Source organism: Dactylosporangium sp. McL0621 (assembly GCF_049995355.1).
GTDB lineage: Bacteria > Actinomycetota > Actinomycetes > Mycobacteriales > Micromonosporaceae > Dactylosporangium.
The window spans coordinates 12637677-12660849 of record NZ_CP188259.1 but is presented as its reverse complement, the minus strand read 5'-3'; the positions used below and the strand labels follow the sequence as shown (position 1 = coordinate 12660849).

Sequence of the window (23173 nt, the reverse complement as noted above, 5' to 3'; positions counted from 1 at the left end):
GACTCAAATATGGCAGCGGGAGACACCACGATCACGGTCATAGGCAATCTGACCGATGATCCTGAGTTGCGTTTCACTCCGTCGGGAGCGGCGGTCGCCAAGTTCCGGGTGGCAAGCACCCCCCGGTTCATGGACCGCACCACCAACGAGTGGAAGGACGGCGAGCCGCTGTTCCTGGCCTGCACGGTGTGGCGGCAGGCGGCGGAGAACGTCGCCGAGTCGCTGACCCGCGGGTCGCGGGTGATCGTCTCCGGCCGGCTCAAGCAGCGGTCGTACGAGACGCGCGAGGGCGAGAAGCGCACCGTCATCGAGCTGGAGGTCGATGAGATCGGCCCCTCGCTGCGCTACGCGACTGCCAAGGTGCAGAAGATGTCGCGCAGTTCCGGTGGTGGCGGTGGCGGCGGGTTCGGCTCCGGCGGCAACGGCGGGGGCGGTGGTGGCGGCGGCGGCTTCAACGAAGACCCGTGGGCCAGCGCGACCCCGGCCGGTGGCGGCGGAGGCGGCGGCAGGTCGAACTCTTCCTTCGACGACGAGCCCCCGTTCTAATGGCATCAGGAGCAAGAGCAATGGCGAAGGCTGCGGCCCTGCGCAAACCGAAGAAGAAGGTGAACCCTCTCGACAAGGAGGGCATCGCCTACATCGACTACAAGGACACCGCGCTGCTGCGGAAGTTCATCTCCGACCGCGGCAAGATCCGCGCTCGGCGGGTGACCGGCGTGACCGCCCAGCAGCAGCGTCAGATCGCGCGTGCCGTCAAGAACGCGCGCGAGATGGCGCTGCTCCCCTACACCGCGACCACGCGCTAAGGGGGCCGGTGACATGAAGATCATCCTCACCCAGGAAGTCTCGGGCCTCGGGACCCCCGGCGACATCGTCGAGGTCAAGGACGGATACGGGCGCAACTACCTGCTGCCGCAGGGGTTCGCGATTCCGTGGTCCAAGGGTGCCGAGAAGCAGATCGTGACGATCAAGCGGGCCCGCGGGGCCCGTGAGATCCGCGACCTCGGGCACGCCAACGAGGTCAAGGCCCAGCTCGAGAACCTCAAGGTGCAGCTGGCCGTTCGCGCCGGCCGCGAGGGGCGTCTCTACGGCTCGGTCACGCCGGCCGAGGTCGTCGAGGCCGTGCAGAAGGCGGGCGGGCCCGAGCTCGACCGCCGGCGGCTCGAGCTGCCGGGCCACGTGAAGTCGGTGGGCGACTACAAGGTGCAGATCAAGCTGCACCCCGAGGTCGCGGCCAGCTTCACGCTGAAGGTCACGGCGGCCAAGTAAAGCCAACGCAATGGGCCCCGGAGCGAAACCGCTCCGGGGCCCTTTGGCTTGGTCAGCTGTAGAGCGGGATCGCGTCACCGATCATGTTGGTCAGGTCCCGGACCTGGGTCGAGTCGCCGGCGCTCTGGGCGATCGTGCGCAGGTCGGGGAGGCGGACCTCCTCGGCGTACCGGCTGGCCCGCAGCACCTCGGCCAGGTAGGCGGCGACGTAGGAGATCCGCAGCGGGCGCGGGGACTCCGCGAAGTCCGCGGTCAGGGCGCTCGCCGTGATCGGCTGGGAGAGCTCGCTCGCCTCGCGCGTCTTCGGGTCCTGCCAGCGGACCCGCACGTCGGCGAGGTGGCCGGCGGCACCGGGGCGCAGGTGCAGGGCATACAGGGCGGTCACCGCGTGGCCGGGGCCGACCTCGCCACCGTCCACCCGGTCGTTGCGGAACTGCGAGGCCGAGAGCGCGCGGTTGTCGTAGCCGATCAGGCGGTACGACAAAACGGTCTTCGGGTCGAACTCGACCTGGGCCTTGGCGTCCAGCGCGCGCAGGGCGACCGTCGCGGGGAGCTGCTGCACGAAGACGTGGTCGGCCTCGGCCTGGTCGCTGACGTACACGACATAGCCGTCGCCCTTGTCGGCGAGCTGCTCCATGAACCGGTCGCCGTAGTCGCTGCCCACACCGACGCCCAGCAGCGTGATCTGCTTGGCCGCGGCCTCCTGGATCTCGCGGACCAGCGGCGTCGCGTCCGTCGTGCCGACGTTGGGCAGGCCGTCGGAGAGCAGGATGACGCGGTTGGTGGCCGAGTTGCGGAAGCCCTTGCGGGCCGTGTCGTAGCCGAGGCGCAGGCCCGCCTCGAGGTTCGTGCTCCCGGCGACCTTGAGACGGTCGATCGCCCGGTTCAGGCCGTCACGGTCGCGCACCTGGGTCATCGGGCGCAGCACCTCGGCCTCGTCGGAGTACGAGACCAGGGCCACCGAGTCCGTCGGGCGCAACTGATCGACGAGCGTGCGCAGGCCGTGCTGCACCAGGTCGAGCTTGCCCGGCTCCGACATCGAGCCCGACACGTCCACCACGAAGGTCAGCGCCGCGTCCGGGCGCTCGGCGTCGGACTCGCCGCGGGTCTGCAGGCCGATACGCAGCAGGCGGGCGTTGTCCTCGGCGCCCCGGTGCGTGGACGGCAGCCGGGTGCCGTCGGTGTTGATCGAGAAGCCGTTGCCCTGCGGCTCGCGGTACTGCTGATCGAAGGAGTTCACGAACTCCTCCGGGCGGATCGCGCTCGCCGCGGGGCGCCGGCCCGACTCGAGGGTGCGCTTCGCGAAGCCGTACGAGGCCGTGTCGACGTCCACCGCAAACGTCGACACGGGCTCGTCGGACGCGGACACCTCGCCGGCCGCGGCGCGCCCGGCCGCGGCCTCGCCGGTCGTCTCGGGCGTCGCGAGTCCCTGAGGTTTGTCCGGCGCCCCACCGGTGAGGCCCGGGGCCGCCTTGTTGCCGCTTTCGCTGCCGCTGCCGCTGTCGCTGCTGGGAGAGTCTGCCGCGCCGCAGGCCGCCAGCAGCGTGGCGGCGATTGCCACCAGCGCGGCGACCTGCAGGCGTCGTACCGAGTGCCGACCGGCCATCGAAGCCTCCTCGAGAGGTGTTTGGCCGGTCAGACGGCGGCGATCGGCGAGCGGCTCCCGGCGTGACCCGACGGTGACCGAACGGTGATCGACGAGTTGTCAAAAAGGAAGGTGCTGCGTCGCCAGTACCGCGAACCCGACCGTCGCAATGCCCGCGCCCAGCACCGCGCTCGCGAAGCCGATCGCGAACGGCCGCCAGCCCGTTGTCACCTTGCCGAGCAGCATGGCGACCACGATGCTGATCGCCATCGAAACCGCGAGCTGGGGTACCAGATGGCCGATGTTCGCCATTGCCTCGTCGTGCTGCGACGGGCAGGGCAGGCCGAAGGCGTTGGTGCAGCCCGGGCGCGGGTCGTCCGGCAGGGTCATCGACCAGCCGGCGTACGCGGCGAAGGGAATCAGGTACCAGCAGGCCGTCGAGATGAACGACCCGATGTAGACGCTGCGCTGGTCCGGCTCCTCCTCGTCGTCCTCGTCCTCGTCGTCGACATCCTCCCGGTCCTCCGGCGGGGGCGCCGGCGGCAGGGGCAGACGCCGGCGGGGACGCCGCGTGGCCCACTCGTCGTGGTCGAGCACCCGGCCCTGGCCGGGGCGGCGGTACGGATCCGAGCGCGCCGGGAACGGCTCGATGCCGTAGTCGTCGTCCTCGGGCGCACGCTGCTGCGGAATCCAGCGCTCCTGGCGCGGATCCCAGCGGCCCGTCTCCGGCGCCTGCCGCTCTCGACCACGCGGCCGATCCCAATCCGGGTACCCCACCGCCGGAGCGTCACCCTTTCGTGACCTTTCCGCAATCGGTCGTCCAGACGAAAATCCGCGAGCTTCTTTTTGCCGCACACAGGCTGTGGACGCCGTACGTGCAGCTCAGAGCCCGGTTGAGCAGCCTGTTCGCCGGGTTTTCCACAGGGCTGTACACAGGCTTTCCCAAGGTCTGGGGCCTCGGTCCACAGGTTGTCCGCAGGCTTGTCCACCGGCTAACTTTCATCGAACGCCAGTCGCCCCATACGGTTGCGCGGGCGCATCGCGCGCCGGCGGTTTTTTGTCATACCCCCGAGGTCTAATGACCTGGCGGGTGTGGCGTTGAGGGGCGGATATGTCGATCACCGAAGACAAGCGCGGCGGCGACCACAACTGGGACGAGGAGCCGCCGCCGGAGCCCGGTGAGCGCAAGTCCTCCCGGCCCGGCCCCGCCGAGACGTTCGAGCGCACGCCGCCCCAGGACGTCGCCGCCGAGCAGAGCGTCCTCGGCGGCATGCTCCTGAGCAAGGACGCGGTCGCCGACGTCGTCGAGATCCTCAAGACCACCGACTTCTACAAGCCGGCGCACAGCGTCATCTTCGACGCGATCCTGGATCTGTACGGCCGCGGCGAGCCGGCCGACGCCGTCACTGTCGCCGCGACGCTCGCCGACACCGGCAACATCGCGAAGATCGGCGGCGCGCCGTATCTGCACACGCTGATGACCACGGTCCCGACCGCCGCGAACGCGAGCTACTACGCCCGCATCGTCGCCGAGCGCGCCGTCCTGCGCCGCGTGATCGAGGCCGGCACGCGGATCGTCCAGCTCGGGTACGGCTCGGGCGGCCCGGGCGGCCGCGACGTCGACGACGTCGTGGACCTCGCGCAGCAGGCCATCTACGACGTGACCGAGAAGCGCGTGAGCGAGGACTTCGCCATCCTCGCCGAAATGCTGCAGCCGACGCTTGACGAAATCGAGGCGGTCGGCGCCACGGGCGGCATGATGACCGGCGTGCCGACGGGCTTCAGCGACCTGGACCGCCTGCTGAACGGCCTGCATGCGGGCCAGTTGATCATCGTTGCCGGCCGGCCTGGGCTGGGCAAGTCGACTGCCGCCATGGACTTCAGCCGGGCGGCCTCGGTCAAGCACAACATGGCCTCGGCGATCTTCAGCCTGGAAATGTCCAAGGTCGAGATCGTCATGCGACTGCTCTCGGCCGAGGCTCGGGTGCCGCTGCATGTGCTGCGGTCCGGGCAGCTGTCCGACGACGACTGGACCAAGCTCGCGCGGCGCATGGGCGAGATCAGCGAGGCGCCGCTGTTCGTGGACGACACGCCCAGCATGAACCTCATGGAGATCCGGGCCAAGGCGCGGCGGCTCAAGCAGCGCCACGATCTCAAGCTCATCATCGTCGACTACCTGCAGCTCATGACCAGCCCGAAGCGCACCGAGAGCCGGCAGCAGGAGGTCGCCGACCTGTCGCGTGGCCTGAAGCTGCTGGCCAAGGAGGTCGAGTGCCCGGTGGTGGCGGTGAGCCAGCTGAACCGTGGCCCCGAGCAGCGCACCGACAAGCGCCCACAGCTGTCCGACCTGCGCGAGAGTGGGTCAATTGAGCAGGATGCCGACGTTGTGATCCTGCTCCACCGCGACGACTACTACGACAAGGAGTCGCCGCGGGCCGGCGAGGCCGACTTCATCGTGGCCAAGCACCGTAACGGGCCGACCGACACGATCACGGTGGCGGCGCAGCTGCACCTGTCGCGGTTCGTGGACATGGCGATCTAGGACGGCGGTCGGGTCAGCAGGGCGGTCACGTCGGCGTCGGTCAGCTGGTGGAAGTCGTCGTAGTAGCGGCTCACGGCGCCGAAGTAGGGTTCGGCCAGCGGGCAGATGACCTCGTCGGCGGCGCGCCGCAGGCGGGTCACCGCGGCCGTTGCGCCGACCGGAACGGCGAGGACGACGCGGCTCGCGGACAGGTGGCGGGCGACCGTGACGGCGGCGTCGGCCGTTGCGCCAGTGGCGAGGCCGTCGTCGATGACCAGGGCGACGCGGCCGGTGAGGTCCAGTGGGCCGCGCGAGCGGCGGAAGAGGCGTTCGCGGCGGTGGAGCTCGGCGGACTCGTGGCGTACGACGGCCGCGATCTCCTCGTCGTCCAGGTGCAGGGCGATCTCGTCGTTGAGAACCCGGACGCCGCCCGGGCCGACCGCGCCGAAGGCCACCTCGGGGGCCCAGGGCACGCCGAGCTTGCGTACCACCAGGACTTCCAGCGGGATGCGCAGGCGGCGGGAGACCTCGGCGGCCACCGGTACGCCGCCGCGGACCAGGCCCAGGGCCACGGCGTCCTCCCGGTCGGCGTAGTCGCGGAGCAGTACGGCGAGGGCGGCGCCGGCCTCCTCGCGGTTGCGGAAGCCCATGCCTCCTGTCTACGCCGGGTCGGGGTCGGCCGTCTTGCGCAGGGACCACCAGAAGGCCAGGAAGGCGACCGGGTACAGCAGGTAGCCGAAGCGGGTCGCCGGCGTGAGCATGATGGCGGCGGTGAGGCCGGCGGCGATGTACGCGGCGGCGACGCCCGCGGTCCTGGGCGGCCGGCGGAACAGCATCAGGGCGATGACCGCGCCGGCCAGGAGCAGCAGGGCCAGGGCGATCGTGCGGCCCGCCGGGAGTGCGGTGGCGATCAGGTGGCCGGGCAGGGGTGACTGGGCGGGGCTGGTCACGAGGCCGTGGCCGCTGGGGAAGCGGACGGCGTTCTCGATGTAGGCGTCGGCGTTGACCAGCAGGGCGGGGAGCAGGGCGAGGAGCGGGATGCCCAGGGCGGTCGCGGCGAAGCCGATGGCGCGCCGGGAGGCGGTGGCGAGGATCAGGACCAGCAGGACCAGGGCCACCGGGAGGGCGAAGAGCTTCAGGGCGCCGGCCAGGCCGACCGCCACGCCGGCCGCGGTGTAGCGGTTCCGGGCGGACAGGGCGAGCGCCAGCAGGCAGAGGGTCAGGACCGGGAGGTCGTCGCCGCCGGTGGCGAGGGTCAGGGTGCACAGCGGCAGGACCGCCACCGCCTGGGCCAGGCGCAGGGGGTCGGCGTGAGGACGGAGCAGGTTCAGGCAGTACACCAGGCAGAACGTCGTCACGACCGCGAACCACACGCGGGCGTCCGTCCACCAGGCATCGCCGAACGCGGCGCGCGGTAGGCCGAAGACCGACATCCCGGGCTGATAGGGGGCGTACCCGAGGAGGCGGTCGGGCTCGGGGAGGGCGGCGATGGCCTCGCGCGCGAGGTACGGGGTGCCGGTGTGGGCCAGGCGGTCGCCCATCTGCTCGACGACCAGAACCTCTTCCTGCGCCCGGTCGGTGCGGCCGGATGCGCGCTGGACCGCCTCCACCAGGAGCGGGAGCAGGGCGGTGGTGACGAAGAGGAGGGGTACCACGCGGTGGCGGCCGATGAGGAGGACCAGCGCCGCGCCCGCCGCGTAGGCGATCCAGGCGATCGTGCCCCAGGCCCGGTGTGGCAGCAGGGTCGAGGTCAGGGCGGTCACCGCGGCGAAGGCGGCGCAGAGGGCGTAGAAGGCGGCGTCCAGGAGGCGGGCGCGCAGGTCGGTAGCGATGCCGACCATTGTGCCGATGTCTAGGTGGACTTCTCGCGCCCGGGGGGTTCGGCGGAGCCGAGGCTCATGCGGCGGGCCCGCCGGCTTCTCGACATCCGGATCACCGCGCCGGTGTCGTGCAGCGGGTCGGCCAGGTGGCCCTCGCCGCGGTGGAGGTGGGCGAGCAGTCGGTCGGCCGGCATGGCGCGGGCGAAGAGGTGGCCCTGGCCCGCGGGGCAGCCGAGCTCCCACAGCTGCTGGCGCTGGTCCTCGCGCTCCACGCCCTCGGCGACCACGAGGAGGTCGAGGCTGCGGCCGAGGTCGATGGTGGAGCGCACGACGGCGCCGGGGGCGGACGCGTTCATGGCCGAGACGAAGCTGCGGTCGATCTTCAGCTCGTCGACGGGTACGCGGGCCAGGGTGGCCAGGGACGAGAAGCCGGTGCCGAAGTCGTCCAGGGCCAGGCGGATGCCCTGGTCGCGCAGGGCGGCGAGGACCTCGTCGACGACCTCGAGCTTGCTCAGCGTCACGGACTCGGTGAGCTCGATGACGAGAGAGGAGGAGGGGACGCCGCGGGCGCCGAGGCGGCGGGCGACCGCGTCCGGGAAGGAGGGGTCCAGGAGGCTGCGCGGGGAGACGTTGACGGCGACGGGGATGGGGTACCCGGCGTCGGCCCATTCCGTCACGGCGATCAGGGCCTGGTCCAGTACGGCGTCGGCGAAGGCGGCGAGCTGGCCGGAGCGTTCGATGGCGCCGAGGAAGCGGTCGGGCGAGAGGGGGCCGCGGTCGGGGTGGTGCCAGCGGGTCAGGGCCTCGGCGGCGATCACGCGGCCGCTGGCGAGGTCGACGATGGGCTGGAAGTGCACGGTGAACTGGTGCTCGGCCACGGCGCGGGCGAGGTCGCCGCCGAGGGTGAGGCTGCCGACGTCGGCGGTGTCGCGGGCCTGGGCGTAGACGACTACTCGCTGGCCTTCCTGTTTGGCCTGGTACAGCGCGATGTCGGCGCGGCGCAGGAGTTCTCCGACGCTGCCGGCGGTGCCGGTGGTCACGCCGCAGGTGGCCTCGACGCTGATGCGCATGTCGTCGAGCTCGATGGGCGGGGCGAGCGCGTCGAGCATGGCGTGGGCGCGCAGCTCGGCGATGGCCGGCGCGCTGAGGCCGGACAGGAGGATCGCGAACTCGTCGCCGCCGAAGCGGGCGACCAGGTCGCCGGGGCGGGCCGCGGCGGTGAGGCGGTCGGCGACGGCGACGAGCACCCGGTCGCCCTCGGCGTGGCCGAGGGTGTCGTTCACCTCTTTGAAGTGGTTGAGGTCGATCAGCAGGACGCCCACGACGCCCGCCTGGCCGGCGAGGATCTCATTGCCGTACTGCTGCAGCCGCCTCCGGTTCGCCAGCCGGGTGAGCGGGTCCTGCGCCGCGGCGCGGGCGTGGCTGTCGGCGAGGCGCTGGGTCTCGGCGAAGGTCGCGGCGTTGCGGATCGCGGTGCACAGGGCGGCGGTGAAGGTGCGCAGGGTGTACTGCTCCCGCTCGGTGAACTTGACCGGCCCGCTGCCGCGGAAGCGCAGCCGCAGCTGGCCGAGGTCGCCGTCGCCGCGGTAGCTCTCGAGGGCGACGGGGATCAGGTAGCCCTCGGCGGCCGGGGCGTCGGCGGGCGGCCCGTCGTAGAGGATCTCCTGGCCGTTGCTGCGGACCAGGCGCGAGTCGCCGCCCGGCGAGCGGATCTCGACCTCGGCCTGGTCGGTGGAGAAGATGTCGGTGGCCCGGCGCACGGCGGCGTAGAGCACGTCGGTCTGGTCGACCGAGTTGAACTCGTCGGTGGCCTCGGCGAGGCGCTGCCAGGCCTCGTTGCCGGCGCGGGTGCGGGTCTTGTTGGCGAACGCGAGATGGATCGCCACGGCGAGCGGTGGAAGAACGAGCAGGAGCCATTGGCTGATGTGGTACGCCACGACAGTGAGCAGCGCGACGCCGAGGAGCCCGAGCCGGGTCATGATCCGGACGTCGACGTGTGCGAACAGCAGCTGGCGGAAGGGCTTGTGCGTGATTATCGAGAACAGTCCGTGGGCCACAAGTTCGTCGATCAGCATGTAGGCCAGAAATGCGGCGAAAAGCCCGGGTATCGCGGCGAATGGGTTGGATGCCGGATTTTGCAGGATCGGTTGAGTTCCGGCAAGAGTCGCGGCGCCGACGGCGGCGGCCGCGCCAATTGTGTCTTTTCCGACATTGAACCCGATCTTGGTCGGATCGGTCGCCCGGCGGGCCAGGTGGGACAGGAATGTGCCGCACGCCGTGCCGAGGATCATCTCCGGCGCCGGCAGGAAAACCGCGGCGAGCGTGATCACGGCGGTGGTCGGTGTGATCACGTCCGACACGGACCGGATGCGGATCTCCATCGTCACGAAGCCCCGGCCGACCAGCACCAATGTCAGCACGGCCAGGCCGGCGAACTCGGCCGGACGGCTGGCGACGCCCCAGAGACCCCAGAGCGCGGCGAGCGCCCCGCCGACGACGACGGGACCAACGAGACGCCACAGGCGCCGGTTGGTCGCGTCGTCGACTCGCGGTGTTTTCTGCATCGGCCACCTCATCGTGACCGATATCGCTACGTGCTTGTCAACCCGGGATCGGGTCAGCCCCAGTCGTGGTCTCTCAACATTTTTCGCCCCTAAAGGTCGCGTCGCGGATACGACCCCCGTTCAGCACCAGATATCGATGTTCATCGACCTCTGAAGTGCTGAACGCAGCCTAGGGTGCAAAACGCAAGATGCCCTAAGCGAATTGTCCGTCGAATCATAGTTTGCGAACTATAACGGCCTTTGTCACGATTCAGCAACCCGAAAGTGACGCTCCGTATAGCGAAATCGACGCGGCTAGCCCTAGCGTGCACGACTACCCCCACCGCGCGCCTCAGATGCATAAGCTCTTTTGCGTGCCAAACGAGCTGACACACGTGGACGACTCTGGAGCCGCCCGGATGGTCGATGTGGCCGCCAAGGAGGTCACCGTCCGGCGGGCCGTCGCCGCGGGATTCGTACGCACCACAAGCGAAGTCGTCGCGCTGCTGCGTGACGGAGCGCTGCCGAAGGGTGACGCTCTGGCCGTTGCGCGCATCGCCGGGATCATGGGCGCCAAGCGGACGCCCGACCTGGTGCCGCTGTGCCATCCGATCGCCCTGCACGGCGTGACCGTGGAGTTGACGCTGCGTGACGAGACGATCGAGATTGAGGTGGCGGCCAAGACGGCCGACCGGACCGGGGTCGAGATGGAGGCGCTGACCGCGGTGGCGACCGCGGGGCTGGCGCTCATCGACATGGTCAAGGCGGTCGACCCGGCGGCGTCCATCGAGAACGTGCGGGTGCTGCGCAAAGAGGGCGGGAAGACCGGGCTGTGGGAGCGGGACCGATGAGGGCCGTCGTGGTCGTGGCGTCCAACCGGGCCGCGGCGGGGATCTACGCGGACACCAGCGGGCCGTTCCTCGTCGAGGGGCTGCGCTCGCTGGGCTTCGAGGTGGACGAGCCCGTCGTGGTGCCCGACGGGGAGCCGGTCGAGGCCGCCCTGCGGGACGCGGTCGCCGGGAACGCCGATGTCGTACTCACGAGTGGCGGGACCGGGATAACGCCGACCGACCGCACGCCGGAGATGACCCGCCGGGTGCTCGACTACGAGGTGCCGGGGATCGCCGAGGCGGTTCGGGCGGCCGGGCTGGGGAAGGTGCCGACCGCGATGCTGTCGCGCGGCCTCGCCGGGGTCGCGGGGCGGACGCTCGTCGTCAACCTTCCGGGGTCGCGGGGCGGGGCCAAGGATGGTCTGGCCGTGCTCGGCCCGGTGCTGCGCCACGCGGTGGAGCAGCTCCGGGGCGGGGATCACTGATTGGAAGCGACGGTCTGCAAGCGACGCGGACCTGAGCATTAGGCTTCGAACGTGACGTTACCGATCGCGTGGACGGCCGCCCGCGAGGCGGTTCGCGCCGCTGGTTCGGCGCTTGCGCCGGAACCCGTGGCGGTGCCCCTCGCCGACTCCGACGGCCTCACGCTCGCCGCCGACCTGGTGACCCTGACCGACCTGCCGGCCTTCGCCACCTCCAGCGTCGACGGCTGGGCCGCGCGCGGGCCGGCGCCGTGGCGGATCGTCGGGCGGGTGCTCGCCGGGGACACCGCCGGGCCGCTCACCGCCGACGGCACCTGCGTCGAGATCGCCACCGGCGGCATGGTCCCCGAGGGCACGACCGCCGTGGTCCGCGTCGAGGAGTCCCGGACCGACGACGGGCTGGTCACCGGCCAGGCCCGCAAGCTGCCCGACTGGCGCCGCCAGGGCGAGGAGGCCGCGGCCGGCGAGGTGCTGCTGCCCGCGGGTACCCCGATCACGCCGGGGGTCATCGGGCTGGCGGCGTCGTGCGGGTACGACACGCTGCCCTGCCGCCCCGCCCCGAAGACGGCGGTGCTGGTCTTCGGCGACGAGCTGCTCACCGCCGGCGCCCCCGGGCACGGGCGGGTCCGCGACGCGCTCGGCCCGGCCCTGCCCTCCTGGCTGCGCCGCGCCGGCACCGACGTCGTGCACGTGCGCGGGCCGGTCGCCGACACGCTCGAGGACCACGTGGCCGCGCTGCGCGGCGCGGTCGACGCCGGCGCGCAGGTCATCTGCACCACCGGCGGCACCATGCACGGGCCGGTCGACCACCTGCACCCCGCGCTGGCCGAGCTCGGCGCCCGCTACGTCGTCAACACCGTGGCCGTGCGCCCCGGCTTCCCGATGCTCGTCGCGCAGCTGCCCGGCGGGCAGTTCGTCGCGGGTCTGCCGGGCAACCCGCAGTCCACGTTCGTCGCGTTGGTTTCGCTGGTACTTCCCCTGCTCACCGGCCTCACCGGCCGATCGGTTCCCGAGCCGGCGACCGTCACCCTCGGCGCCGACGTCGCCGGCCGCGGCGACTTCACGCACCTCGCCCTGGTGACCCTCGCCGACGGTCGCGCGCACCCGGTCGCGCACGTCGGCTCGTCGATGCTGCGCGGCCTGGCCAACTCGGTCGGCTTCGCGGTCATCCCGCCCGGGACCGAGGGCCACGCGGGCACGGTCGCGCAGCTCGTGCCGCTGCTGGACGGGGACCGCGCATGATCCGCACCCAGGTCACCACCGAGCCCCTCGACGTGCAGGCGCACGAGCGGGCGGTCGCCGACCCGGCGGCGGGTGCGGTCGTGTCGTTCGCCGGCGTCGTGCGCGACCACGACGGCGGGCGGGGCGTGGTGGAGCTCGAGTACGAGGGCCACCCCAGCGCCGCCGACGTGCTCGCCGAGGTCGCGGCCGAGATCGCCGCCGACCCCGCGGTGCGCGGGCTCGCCGTCTCGCACCGCGTCGGCCGGCTCGAGATCGGCGACGTCGCGCTGGCCGCGGCCGTGTCGACCGCGCACCGGGCGGAGGCGTTCGCGCTCTGCGCCCGGCTCGTCGACGAGGTCAAGGCCCGGCTGCCGGTCTGGAAGCGTCAGGTGTTCACCGATGGTGAAGAGGAATGGGTGAACTGTCCCTGAGGTGGCGCCGCGCCCGCTTCAGGGTCTTGGCCGCGTGACCCGCGCGCCAGCGCAGGTCGGGGCGGCCCTCCCGGTCGAGCGCGGCCAGCAGCAGGCCGCCCATCAGGCCGATGTTCTTCATGAACTGGATCCGCTGCAGCTGGCGCTGCTGCGGGTCGTCGATCTCCCAGAACGCGTGCCCGGCCAGCGTGGTGGGCACCAGCGAGCCGGCCAGCAGCAGCGCGGCCGGCCGGGTGACGTGCCCGGTGGCCAGCAGCACGCCGCCCGCGACCTGGGCGGCGCCGTTGACCCGCACGAGCGTCTCGGCGTCGGTCGGCAGGCTCGGGTGCAGCGCCTTGATCGTCGGTTCGAGCTTGTCGGTGACGCCGCGGGCCTTGCCGGCCAGCCGGCCCGGGTTCGTGAACGCGGCCCAGCCCTGGACCACGAAGATCGCCGCGAGCATCGAACGGGCTGCGGTACGTACGGGTCTCATGACGGAAACATACCCAACCGCGAAATGTCGTACCCCCTCACTACGGTAAGCAGCATGGCGGAAACAACGACGGTCACCACGGTCTGGACGACCGACCAGGTGATGGCGCTGGCCCCCGACTCGTCCGCGCAGCGGGCGGCGCGCGGGCTCGCGGCCGACCGCGCCTGGCTGGAGACCGGGCTGAGCGCCGCCGACGACATCGACCCGACCCTGTGGGGGCTGTGCCAGGGCAGCGGGAGCACGCCGTATCAGACCGCCGTCGACCTCACCGAGCCCGCGTTCAAGTGCACCTGCCCGAGCCGCAAGTTCCCCTGCAAGCACGCGCTCGCCCTGCTGCTGCGGTGGTCGTCCGGGGCGGTACCGGAGGCGGTCGCGCCGTCGTGGGCCAGCGCCTGGCAGGCGGCCCGGGCCGCGCGGGCCAACCGGTCCGCCGCGGGGCCGGCCTCCCCCGCCGGCGAGAAGCCCGGCGGGGGCAGCTCGGGCCGGGCCCCCGTCAGCGAGAAGGCCCAGGCGCGCCGGGCCGACCGCATTGCCGCCGGGCTCGACGAGCTCGACCGCTGGCTCGCCGACCAGGTGCGCTCCGGCCTCGCCGGCTCGGGCAAGGGCGGCCCGGCCTGGGACACGATGATCGCCCGGCTCGTCGACGCCCAGGCGGCCAGCGCCGCCGGCATCCTGCGCCGCACCACCGCCGTGCTGGGCTCCCCCGAGCGGCTGCTCGGCGAGCTGGCCCGGCTGCACCTGCTGGTCGGGGGCTACCGGCGGCTGGAGGAACTGCCCGAGGAGCTCGCGGCCAGCGTCCGCATGCGCGTCGGGGTGCCCATCGCGACCGAGACGGTGCTCGCCGGCCCGGCGGTGCGCGATCGCTGGCAGGTGCACGGGGTGCGCGACGAGATCGAAGACCAGCTGACCGTGCGCCGGGCCTGGCTGCGCGGGGCCGGGTCCGCGGTGCCGCTCATCGTGCTGTCGTTCGCGGTGGCGGGCCAGTCGCTACCGATCGACCTGCTGCCCGGCACCGAGTTCGACGCGGACGTGTGCCTCTACCCGGGCGGGCAGCCGGCGCGGGCGCTCATCGCCAAGCGGCACGCGCCGCCGGAGCGCATGCACTTCGTCGCCGGAGGCGCCGGGGTCGAGGACAATCTGCAGGCGCACGCGGTCGCGCTGGCCGGAGACCCGTGGCTCGACTACTGGCCGATGGTGCTCGACGGGGTCTCCCCGGTGCGCGACGGGGGCGGATGGGCGCTGGTGGACGCCGACGGCGACGGGCTGCCGCTCGACCCGGCCGCGGGTGAGCCGTGGCGGCTGGTCGCGGTGACCGCGGGCCGGCCGGCGACCGTCACCGGAGAGTGGTCGGCGGGCGGGTTGCGGCCGCTGGGCGTCTGGGCCGACGAGCGGCTGGTGCGGCTGTGAACGCCGAGGAGAAGCCGGACTGGGGCGATGTGCTCGCCACCGCGCTCGTGGGGACGCAGCGGCGGACGCTGCCGGCCGGGGTCGGGCGGGTCGGGGAGGACCCGGCCGAGGCGCTGCTCGACGCGGCCGGGTCGCTGGCGCTGTACCGGCGCGCGGGGTTCCGGGCGCGCCGGGGGCTCGCGGTGCCGGAGGCCGCGCCCGACGACTCCGGAATCCCGCTGGTGTCGTGGGCGGCGGCCGCGCGGGCGGCGGACCTGCTCGCGGTCGACGCGGCCGGTTACGGGACGAGCAACGCCGTGCCGGTGCGCGACGCCGACGGGCGGCTGGAGCTGCTATCCGAGTGGCTGGGGGGCCTGGGGCCGCGGCGGGTCCCGGGCGATCTGCTGCCGGCGCTGCTGGACGTGGCCCGGCGGCACCGGGCGCTGCGGCCGCTCGTCGCCGCGGCGGGCGGTCCGCGGGCCGGCTGGCTGGCGCGGCAGCGGCCCGAATGGGGGTTCCTCGGCGCGACCGCGGTGGAGGCGCCGGCCGACGATCCGCAGGGGTGGGAGCTGGGCTCGATCGGCAAGCGGGTCGGCATCCTCACCGCGGTGCGGCGGGGCGGCGCCGCGGGGGAGCAGCGCGGGCGGGACATGCTCGCCGACGTCTGGCCGACCGAGACCCCGGACGACCGGGCCGCGCTGCTCGGGGCGTTCGCGACCGGGCTCTCCGCCGCCGACGAGCCGGTGCTGGAGAGCGCGCTCGACGACCGGCGCAAGGAGGTGCGGATCGTCGCCTTCGACCTGCTGGCGATGCTGCCCGGGAGCGGCTTCGCGCGGCGGATGACCGAGCGGAGCACGGCGTGCGTGCGGGTCGTGGGCGGCCGCATCCAGGTCGCGCCGCCGGCCGCGTGCGACCGGGCCATGCGCCGCGACGGGATCGTGCCCCGGCCGCCCGCCGGCGTCGGGGAGCGGGCCTGGTGGCTGGAGGAGCTGCTGACCCGCACGCCGCTGTCGGTCTGGGGCGAGCCGGAGGAGTTCCTGGCGCTGCCGGTGACCGACGAGTGGGCCGCCGTGCTGCGCCGCGGGCTGGCGCGGGCCGCGGCCGGGCAGCGGGACTCGCGCTGGGCCACGGCGCTGACCGGGCGGCTCACCGAGGAGGTCGCCGCGGGCGGCCGGCCCGACGACCGGCTGCTGCTCGAGGCGCTCTACGACGCGCTGCCCTCCGATGCCCTGGCCGCCCTCGCCGTCGGCGTCCTGCGCCGCGGGCTGGCCGGGGCCGCCGCGGTCGGGGTGGAGCACGTGCTGGAGCTGTGCCCGCGGCCGTGGCCGGAGCCGCTGGTCGAGGCGGTGTTCGCCGCGCTGGACGACCTCGGCGGGCGGCGCTCCGCGGGCTGGCGCCTGGCCGGGCTGTGTGAGCTGGCCGCCCTGCGGCTGCCCGCCGGCACCGCCGAGCGCGCGACCGCCATGGCCGCCGCCCTGCCCTCCGACGACCCGATGTCCTCGATCGTCGGCCGCTTCGCCGACACCCTGCGCTTCCGCCGCGACATGCTGCTCGAGCTGGCATGACCCCCGACGTCCCTCACCAACCCCCAGGAGTCCGCGTGACCAGCACAGTCGATGTCACCGCCGCCCACGTCGACGGGGCGCCCGTTGCCGAGACCGTGCAACGGCGACACGCCGAGGAGGAGTTCGCGGCCGAGCTCGTCGCGCTGGCGGCCGGCGACGAGCGGCCGCGGCCGCCGGGGTGGCGGCTCTCGCCGTTGGCCGTGGTCACCTACCTGCTCGGCGGCGCGGCGGCGGACGGGACGGTGATCACGCCGAAGTACGTCGGGCCGCGGCGGCTCATGGAGGTCGCCGTCGCCACGCTCGCCACCGATCGGGCGCTGCTGCTGCTCGGCGTGCCTGGCACCGCGAAGACCTGGGTGTCGGAGCACCTGTCGGCGGCGATCAGCGGCGACTCGACGCTGCTGGTGCAGGGGACCGCGGGCACGCCGGAGGAGGCGATCCGGTACGGCTGGAACTATGCCCGCCTGCTCGCCGAGGGGCCGAGCCGGGCCGCGCTGGTGTCCAGCCCGGTGCTGCGGGCGATGGCCGACGGGCGGATCGCGCGCATCGAGGAGCTGACCCGCGTGCCCTCCGACGTGCAGGACACCCTGATCACGATCCTGTCCGAGAAGACGCTGCCGGTGCCGGAGCTCGGGCAGGAGGTACAGGCGCGTAAGGGCTTCAACGTCATCGCGACCGCCAACGACCGCGACCGCGGCGTCAACGAGCTCTCGTCCGCGCTGCGGCGGCGGTTCAACACCGTGGTGCTGCCGGTGCCGTCGGGCGTCGAGGAGGAGGTCGACATCGTGGCCCGGCGGGTCGCGGCGCTCGGCAAGGCGCTGGAGCTGCCCGAGCTGCCGCCGGCCGTCGACGAGATCCGGCGCGTGGTCACCGTGTTCCGGGAGCTGCGCAACGGGGTCACCGAGGACGGGCGGACCAAGCTCAAGTCGCCCAGCGGCACCCTGTCCACCGCCGAGGCGATCTCGGTGGTCACCAACGGCATGGCGCTCGCCGCGCACTTCGGCGACGGGGTGCTGCGGGCCGGCGACGTGGCCGCGGGCATCCTCGGGGCCGTGGTCAAGGACCCGGTCTCGGACCAGGTGGTCTGGCAGGAGTACCTGGAGACGGTGGTCCGCGAGCGCGAGGGCTGGCGCGACTTCTACCGAGCGGCCCGCCGTGGCGAGTGAGCCGCTGCTGCTCGGAGTGCGCCACCACGGGCCGGGGTCGGCCCGGGCGGTGCGCCGGGCGCTGGCCGAGTTCCAGCCCGAGGTGGTGCTGATCGAGGGGCCGCCGGAGGCCGACGCGCTCGTGCCCTTCGCCGGCGACGAGGACATGCGGGCGCCGGTGGCGCTGCTGGCGTACCCGGCGGACAACCCCGACCCGAAGCTGCGCGCCTCGTTCTGGCCGCTGGCCGAGTTCTCGCCGGAGTGGCAGGCGATCCGGTGGGCGGTGGCGCGCGAGGTGCCGGTGCGGTTCATCGACATGCCCGCGGCGGTCCGGCTGGCGGCCCCGCAGGCGGCTTCGAAGCCCGGCGACGACGCGGTGCGGCTCGACCCGATCGGGGCGCTGGCCGAGGCGGCCGGGTACGACGATCCCGAGCGCTGGTGGGAGGACGTGGTCGAGCACCGGTTCGACGACTCGCCGTTCGCGGCCATCGCCGAGGCCATGACCGTCGTGCGCGCGCACGCCCCGGTGCCGGGCGAGGCCGAGCGGGTCGAGGAGGAGCGGCGCGAGGCGTACATGCGCATCGGGCTGCGCACGGCGCTGAAGGAGTTCGAGCGCGTGGCCGTCGTGTGCGGGGCCTGGCACGTGCCGGCGCTGACCGGGCCGCTGCCCACCGCCGCCGCCGACAACGCGGTCGTGCGCGGGCTGCCGAAGATCAAGGTCGCGATGACCTGGGTGCCGTGGACGCACGCGCGGCTGGCGTCGTGGCAGGGGTACGGCGCCGGGGTGCGCTCGCCCGGCTGGTACCACCACCTCTTCACCTCCGTCGACGCGCACGTGATCGAGCGCTGGCTGGTGCGGGCGGCGGGCGTGCTGCGCAAGGACGGCGTGCCGGTGTCCAGCGCGCACGTCATCGAGGCGACCCGGCTGGCCGACGCGCTCGCGACCATGCGCGGGCGGCCCCTGGCCGGGCTGGCCGAGGTCACCGACGCGGCCCACGCGGTGCTCTGCGACGGCGACGACCTGCGGCTCGCGCTCATCAACCGGCGGCTCGTGGTCGGCGACCGGCTCGGGCGGGTGCCGGACCGGACGCCCGGCGTGCCGATCGCGCGGGACGTGGCCGGCAGCCAGCGGCGGCTGCGGCTGCCGCCCCGGGTCGAGCGGCGGGAGCTGAAGCTCGACCTGCGCCAGGCCTTCGACCTGGACCGCAGCCGGCTGCTGCACCGGCTGCGGCTGCTCGGCGTCGAATGGGGCAAGGTGCTGGCCGCGGCCAAAGGCAAGGGCACCTTCCGCGAGGAGTGGGAGATCGCCTGGCAGCCGGAGTTCGCGGTGGACCTGGTGGAGGCGGGGGCGTACGGCACCACGGTGCTCGAGGCCGCCACCTCCCGCGTCGCCGAGCAGGCCGCGAGCGCGGCGACCCTGGCCGACGTGACCGCGCTGGTGGAGCGGTGCCTGCTGGCGGACCTGCCGGACGCGCTGCCCGGGGTGCTCGACGCGCTCGACGAGCGGATGGCCCTCGACGCCGACGTCGCCCACCTGATGGACGCGCTGCCGGCGCTGGCCCGGACGCTGCGGTACGGCGACGTGCGCGGCACCGACCTCTCCGCGCTGCGGGACGTCACGCTCGGGATGATCACTCGGATCTGCGTGGGGCTGCCGGCGGCGGTCGGCGGGCTCGACGACACCGCGGCGGCGGTCATGCGCGACCGGATCGACGGGGTGCAGGGCGCGCTCGCGCTGGTCGACGACGCCGAGGCGCACGCGCGCTGGCAGGCGGTGCTGGCCGGGCTGTCCACCCGGGACGACCTGCACGGCCTGCTCACCGGGCGGATGAACCGGCTGCTGCTGGACGCGGGCGCGGTCGACGTCGACGAGATCGGGGCGCGAATGGCGCTCGTGCTCACCGTCGGGGTGCCGGTGGCCCGCACGGCGGCCTGGATCGAGGGGTTCCTGGCCGGCGACGGGCTGCTGCTGGTGCACGACGAGCGGCTGCTGGCCCTGGTCGACGCCTGGCTGACGGGCATACCGGCCGACGCGTTCGTGGAGGTGCTGCCGCTGCTGCGGCGGACGTTCAGCGGCTACCCGGCGCCGCAGCGGCGCATGATCGGCGAGCGGGCGGCCAACATCGGCACGGGCCGGCCGGGGGCGGGCGCGGACGACGAGATCGACGCGGCCCGGGGCGCGCTGCTGCTGCCGGTGGCGGCGCGGCTGATGGGAAGGGAGCTGCATGTCTGACGACGACGCTGACAACGACGCTGACAACGACGGCGACGAGCGGCTCCGGCGGTGGCGGCTCGCCCTGGGCGGTGCGCCCGGGGCGGAGGGCACCGGCTACGGCCTGACCGGGACCGACGCGGCGGTCGACGCGGCGCTCGGCGCGCTCTACGACCACGGCGACGACGGGGCGCCCACCCAGCGCGGCGCGGGCCTGGGGGCCTCGGCGCCGCGGGTCGCGCGGTGGCTGGGCGACATCCGGCAGTACTTCCCGTCGACCGTCGTGCAGGTCATGCAGGCCGACGCGATCGAGCGGCTCAACCTGACCCGGCTGCTGCTGGAGCCCGAGATGCTCGACGCCGTCGAGCCCGACGTGCACCTGGTGGGCACGCTGCTCTCACTCAACCGGGTCATGCCGGACAAGAGCAAGCGGGCCGCCCGCAAGGTGGTGGCCAAGGTGGTGACCGAGCTGGAGCGGCGCATCGCGCAGCCGACGCGGACCGCGCTGAGCGGGGCGCTCAACCGGGCGGCGCGGATCAACCGGCCGCGGCACCACGACATCGACTGGAACCGCACGATCCGGGCGAACCTGAAGCACTACCAGGTCGACCGGCGCACGATCGTGCCGGAGCGGCTGATCGGGTACGGGCGGCGGGCCCAGGCGGTGCAGCGCGACGTCGTGCTCTGCGTGGACCAGTCGGGGTCGATGGCGGCGTCGGTGGTGTACTCGGGCGTCTTCGCGGCGGTGCTGGCCTCGATGCGCTCGCTGAAGACGTCGCTCGTCGTGTTCGACACCGCGGTGGTCGACCTGACCGACCGGCTCAGCGACCCCGTCGACGTGCTGTTCGGCACCCAGCTCGGCGGCGGCACCGACATCAACCGGGCCATCGCCTACGGCCAGCAGCTCATCAGCCGGCCCCGGGACACGATCTTCGTGCTGATCAGCGACCTGTACGAGGGTGGCGTGCGCGAGGAGATGCTGCGCCGGGTCGCGGCCATGACGGCGGCCGGGGTGCAGGTCATCACGCTGCTGGCGCTGTCCGACGAGGGCGCGCCCGACTACGACCGGGAGAACGCCGCGGCGCTGGCCGCGCTCGGCGTGCCGACGTTCGCCTGCACGCCGGACGTGTTCCCGGAGCTGATGGCGGCCGCGATCGAGCACCGGGACCTGCGGGGGATCATGGAGCGGGCGGGATCGTGAAGGGGCGGAAGCCCGTCACTCGGCGGGCTGAGTCCGCAGGTAGCGGGCGAAGTGCGGCACGGTGAAGGCGACCGTGCCCCGCTCGCCCGAGTAGATGAGGCCCTTCTTGATCAGGGCGTCCCGGGCGGGCGACAGGCTCGCCGGCTTGCGGCCCAAGGCACGGGCGATCTCGGCGGTCGGCACCGCCTCGGACACGTCCACGGCCGGCAGCAGGGTGGCCATCGTGCGCATGTACTCGCGCTCGGCCGGGGTCGCGCGCTCGTAGCGGGAGCCGAAGAACCCCACCGCGAGCTCCGCCTCGGCCTCGGGCGCGGCGACGCGCACGTCGGCGGCGGTAATCGGCGAGCGCGGCGCGTGGTCCCAGGTCGCCTTGCCGTAGGCCTGCACGAAGTACGGGTAGCCGCCGGAGGCCTCGTAGAGCGCGTCGAGGGCCTTGGCCTCGTACTCGACCTCCTCGCGCTCGGCCGGCGCGGTGAGCGCCAAGTCGGCCGCGATCCGGTCGAGGCGGTCGATGCGCTGGTAGCGGAAGAGGCGCTCGGAGTAGGACTTCGAGGCCGACAGCAGGGCCGGCACGTGCGGCAGCCCGGCCCCGACCACGATGAGCGGGGCGCCGGTCTGCGACAGCTCGTGGCAGGCCGCGCACAGGGCCGAGATGTCGTCGACGCCGAGGTCCTGCAGCTCGTCGATGAAGAGCGCGACCCCGGTGCCGACGTCGGTGGCCACGCTCGCCGCGTCGGTGAACAGCTCCACGAGGTCGATCTCGATGTCGCCGGAGTCGGCCCGGCCGACCGCGGCGGGCGCGTCGATGCCGGGCTGCCAGCGGTCGCGCAGCTTGGAGGGTGGCTTGCGCGGGTCCTCGCGCAGCGCGAAGGCCTTGAGCACGCCGAGGAACTCGTCGATCCGGTCGGGCGCCCGGTGGTGCGGGGCCAGCTCGCGGATGGCCATGTGCAGGGCGGCCGAGACGGGGCGGCGCAGCGACTGGTCGGGCCGCGCCTCGATCTTGCCGGTGCCCCACAGGTGTGAGATGGCCTCGGAGCGCAGGGTGTTGAGCAGTACCGTCTTGCCGACGCCGCGCAGCCCGGTGAGCATGAGCGACCGCTCGGGCCGCCCGCGCGCCACGCGCTCCAGCACGACCTCGAAGGCGTGCAGCTCACGGTCGCGGCCGGCGAGCTCGGGCGGGCGCTGACCGGCGCCGGGCGCATAGGGATTGCGAACCGGGTCCACGAATCGCACAGTATCGGGCTTTCTAGCGCGCAGGCTAGAACCGCGTAGAGGAACCTCTACGGCGTGTCGTCGTGGAACATCTACGGCTTTCTAGCGCGCACGCAAGAAAGCCTTATAAGGCACCATCGAAGCTTACCGAACACGCGTTCGATGGCTGGCTCGAACTAATGTACTACACCCGTTCGGGGCCTCGTCGCAAGGGGGCCCGAAAACGCCGAAGGCCCGGGCGAGGACCCGGGCCTTCGGTAAAACCGCAGCTCAGCTGCGCAATTTCAGGCAGAGCACGAAGTCGTTGGCGTCGACCGGGCTGTCGAAGAAGTAGTTGTGGGAGTAGCCCGGGGTGCCCTCGCACTTGTTCTTGTCGGTCGTGCCGGGGATGCGCTTGAGCACCTCGTAGGCGCCCGGCCCGCACTGGACCTTCTGCATCTGCGGCTTGTCGTTGCTCGTGCCGACGTTCTTGAGGCACTCGCCGACCTGGACCGAGGCCGCGTCGCCGGCCTGCACGCCGGGCTTGCTGGCCGACGGCGCCGCGCTCGGCGGCGTCGACTGCCCGCCGTTGCCGGCGGCCGGGGCGGAGGCGCCGGGCTTGCCCGAGGACTGGGCCGCCGGCGGGTTGCTCGTGTCGGTCTTCTTGTCCTTCAGGACGTAGTAGTACACGCCGACGCCGGCGCCACCGAGCAGCAGCAGCACCAGGATCGCGACCAGCGCGACCGTGCCGCCGGAGCGCTTCTTCTCCTCCGGCTCCGGGGGCGGGCCCCATTGCGGCTCGTCCCGGTAGCCGGGCTCGTTGCCGTAGGGCTGGTAGCCGCCGCCGGGCTGCTGGTAGGTGCGGTCGTCGTAGCCGCCGCGCCGGTCGTCGTAGCCCTGGTCGGGGTAGCCGCCCTGGTTGCCGTACCCCTGGTTGCCATAGCCCTGGTTGCCGTAGCCGGTGTTGGGCTCGCCGTAGCCGCGGTCACCGTAGCCACCGCCACCACCGCCGCCCTGGCCGTAGCCGCCACCTTGGCCGTAGCCGCCACCGCCGCCCTGGCGTCCGCCGCCCTGGCCGGGGTTCTGGTCCGGCGGCGGGCCCCACGAAGGCTGCTGGCCCTGGCCCTGGTCGCCATAGGGATCCGGCTGACCGCCCTGCCCCCATGGGTCCTGAGGTTGACCCTGGTACGGTCCGCCCGGCGGTCCGTAACCCGACATGATGTCCTCCTGGTCCTGCGGCCGGTGGTCGGCTTGGTGAGCCTATCGGCGTCAATGCAGCAACGGTAGCTCTCCCCCATG

21 protein-coding genes are annotated in these 23173 nt (G+C 73.1%); 13 read left to right on the top strand and 8 right to left on the bottom strand.

Annotated elements, in window-relative coordinates:
• Positions 1 to 9: 9 nt before the first annotated feature.
• The 3 genes from ACPPVO_RS60140 to rplI are packed head-to-tail and all read left to right on the top strand — an operon-like array spanning position 10 to position 1269.
• Positions 10 to 546, top strand: coding sequence for a single-stranded DNA-binding protein (locus tag ACPPVO_RS60140; protein WP_360368180.1), 537 nt, complete (start codon positions 10 to 12; stop codon positions 544 to 546).
• A gap of 20 nt (positions 547 to 566) precedes the next feature.
• Positions 567 to 806 carry a 30S ribosomal protein S18 gene (rpsR, locus tag ACPPVO_RS60135; RefSeq protein ID WP_223100246.1) on the top strand — a complete coding sequence of 80 codons (240 nt, stop codon included), beginning with the start codon at positions 567 to 569 and terminating at the stop codon, positions 804 to 806.
• A 13-nt stretch (positions 807 to 819) separates the two neighbouring features.
• A complete protein-coding gene (rplI, locus tag ACPPVO_RS60130; RefSeq protein WP_360368183.1) occupies positions 820 to 1269 on the top strand; it encodes a 50S ribosomal protein L9 in 450 nt (149 codons plus the stop codon).
• A 52-nt stretch (positions 1270 to 1321) separates the two neighbouring features.
• On the opposite strand, the gene ACPPVO_RS60125 is transcribed toward rplI, so the two are convergent.
• Together ACPPVO_RS60125 and ACPPVO_RS60120 are read right to left on the bottom strand one after the other, a co-directional pair.
• Entirely contained in the window at positions 1322 to 2875 is a 1554-nt protein-coding gene (locus ACPPVO_RS60125; protein WP_426508947.1) for a YfbK domain-containing protein, read from the bottom strand.
• 99 nt (positions 2876 to 2974) lie between these two features.
• Positions 2975 to 3631: a hypothetical protein gene (locus ACPPVO_RS60120; RefSeq protein WP_426508945.1), complete on the bottom strand. Its 657-nt coding sequence runs from the start codon at positions 3629 to 3631 to the stop codon at positions 2975 to 2977.
• A 334-nt stretch (positions 3632 to 3965) separates the two neighbouring features.
• Between ACPPVO_RS60120 and dnaB the strand changes: the two genes are divergently transcribed.
• Positions 3966 to 5396, top strand: a complete 1431-nt coding sequence (dnaB, locus tag ACPPVO_RS60115; protein ID WP_360368191.1) for a replicative DNA helicase — start codon at positions 3966 to 3968, stop codon at positions 5394 to 5396.
• Here the strand turns inward: dnaB and ACPPVO_RS60110 are convergent.
• From ACPPVO_RS60110 to ACPPVO_RS60100, 3 genes are read right to left on the bottom strand one after another with little or no spacing between them, the layout of a single operon-like run.
• Positions 5393 to 6025, bottom strand: a complete 633-nt coding sequence (locus ACPPVO_RS60110) for a phosphoribosyltransferase (protein WP_426508944.1) — start codon at positions 6023 to 6025, stop codon at positions 5393 to 5395. The two genes, dnaB and ACPPVO_RS60110, sit on opposite strands and share 4 nt — an antisense overlap.
• A gap of 9 nt (positions 6026 to 6034) precedes the next feature.
• Positions 6035 to 7216, bottom strand: coding sequence for a glycosyltransferase 87 family protein (locus ACPPVO_RS60105; protein ID WP_426508943.1), 1182 nt, complete (start codon positions 7214 to 7216; stop codon positions 6035 to 6037).
• An 11-nt stretch (positions 7217 to 7227) separates the two neighbouring features.
• Entirely contained in the window at positions 7228 to 9759 is a 2532-nt protein-coding gene (locus tag ACPPVO_RS60100) for a putative bifunctional diguanylate cyclase/phosphodiesterase (protein WP_426508941.1), read from the bottom strand.
• A 398-nt stretch (positions 9760 to 10157) separates the two neighbouring features.
• Here ACPPVO_RS60100 and moaC point away from each other — a divergent pair, with 398 nt between their 5' ends.
• Genes moaC through ACPPVO_RS60080 form a run of 4 tightly spaced genes read left to right on the top strand, consistent with a single transcriptional unit; the run spans position 10158 to position 12702 of the window.
• Positions 10158 to 10589 (top strand): cyclic pyranopterin monophosphate synthase MoaC, encoded by a 432-nt coding sequence (moaC, locus tag ACPPVO_RS60095; RefSeq protein ID WP_426514921.1) that lies wholly within the window; start codon positions 10158 to 10160, stop codon positions 10587 to 10589.
• Positions 10586 to 11053 (top strand): MogA/MoaB family molybdenum cofactor biosynthesis protein, encoded by a 468-nt coding sequence (locus ACPPVO_RS60090; protein WP_360368202.1) that lies wholly within the window; start codon positions 10586 to 10588, stop codon positions 11051 to 11053. The genes moaC and ACPPVO_RS60090 overlap by 4 nt, the downstream gene beginning before the upstream one ends.
• 51 nt (positions 11054 to 11104) lie before the next feature.
• Positions 11105 to 12292 (top strand): molybdopterin molybdotransferase MoeA, encoded by a 1188-nt coding sequence (locus ACPPVO_RS60085; protein ID WP_426508939.1) that lies wholly within the window; start codon positions 11105 to 11107, stop codon positions 12290 to 12292.
• Positions 12289 to 12702 (top strand): molybdenum cofactor biosynthesis protein MoaE, encoded by a 414-nt coding sequence (locus ACPPVO_RS60080; protein ID WP_360368208.1) that lies wholly within the window; start codon positions 12289 to 12291, stop codon positions 12700 to 12702. The genes ACPPVO_RS60085 and ACPPVO_RS60080 overlap by 4 nt, the downstream gene beginning before the upstream one ends.
• On the opposite strand, the gene ACPPVO_RS60075 is transcribed toward ACPPVO_RS60080, so the two are convergent.
• On the bottom strand, positions 12665 to 13174 hold the full coding sequence (locus ACPPVO_RS60075) for a DoxX family protein (RefSeq protein WP_426508937.1): 510 nt from the start codon (positions 13172 to 13174) through the stop codon (positions 12665 to 12667). The genes ACPPVO_RS60080 and ACPPVO_RS60075 overlap by 38 nt on opposite strands.
• A gap of 54 nt (positions 13175 to 13228) precedes the next feature.
• Here ACPPVO_RS60075 and ACPPVO_RS60070 point away from each other — a divergent pair, with 54 nt between their 5' ends.
• From ACPPVO_RS60070 to ACPPVO_RS60050, 5 genes are read left to right on the top strand one after another with little or no spacing between them, the layout of a single operon-like run.
• Positions 13229 to 14581 carry an SWIM zinc finger family protein gene (locus tag ACPPVO_RS60070; protein ID WP_426508935.1) on the top strand — a complete coding sequence of 451 codons (1353 nt, stop codon included), beginning with the start codon at positions 13229 to 13231 and terminating at the stop codon, positions 14579 to 14581.
• Complete coding sequence (locus tag ACPPVO_RS60065) at positions 14578 to 16125, top strand: DUF5691 domain-containing protein (RefSeq protein ID WP_426508934.1); 1548 nt, start codon at positions 14578 to 14580, stop codon at positions 16123 to 16125. The genes ACPPVO_RS60070 and ACPPVO_RS60065 overlap by 4 nt, the downstream gene beginning before the upstream one ends.
• Positions 16126 to 16160: 35 nt before the next feature.
• Entirely contained in the window at positions 16161 to 17291 is a 1131-nt protein-coding gene (locus ACPPVO_RS60060; protein WP_426508932.1) for an ATP-binding protein, read from the top strand.
• Positions 17281 to 19503: a DUF5682 family protein gene (locus ACPPVO_RS60055; protein WP_426508930.1), complete on the top strand. Its 2223-nt coding sequence runs from the start codon at positions 17281 to 17283 to the stop codon at positions 19501 to 19503. The genes ACPPVO_RS60060 and ACPPVO_RS60055 overlap by 11 nt, the downstream gene beginning before the upstream one ends.
• A complete protein-coding gene (locus ACPPVO_RS60050) occupies positions 19496 to 20683 on the top strand; it encodes a VWA domain-containing protein (RefSeq protein ID WP_426508928.1) in 1188 nt (395 codons plus the stop codon). Before ACPPVO_RS60055 ends, ACPPVO_RS60050 begins: the two co-directional genes overlap by 8 nt.
• 15 nt (positions 20684 to 20698) lie before the next feature.
• Here the strand turns inward: ACPPVO_RS60050 and ACPPVO_RS60045 are convergent, their stop codons facing one another.
• Both ACPPVO_RS60045 and ACPPVO_RS60040 read right to left on the bottom strand, forming a co-directional pair.
• Complete coding sequence (locus ACPPVO_RS60045) at positions 20699 to 21907, bottom strand: ATP-binding protein (protein WP_426508926.1); 1209 nt, start codon at positions 21905 to 21907, stop codon at positions 20699 to 20701.
• A gap of 258 nt (positions 21908 to 22165) precedes the next feature.
• Positions 22166 to 23092 carry an LppU/SCO3897 family protein gene (locus ACPPVO_RS60040; protein WP_426508924.1) on the bottom strand — a complete coding sequence of 309 codons (927 nt, stop codon included), beginning with the start codon at positions 23090 to 23092 and terminating at the stop codon, positions 22166 to 22168.
• Positions 23093 to 23173 lie beyond the last annotated feature (81 nt).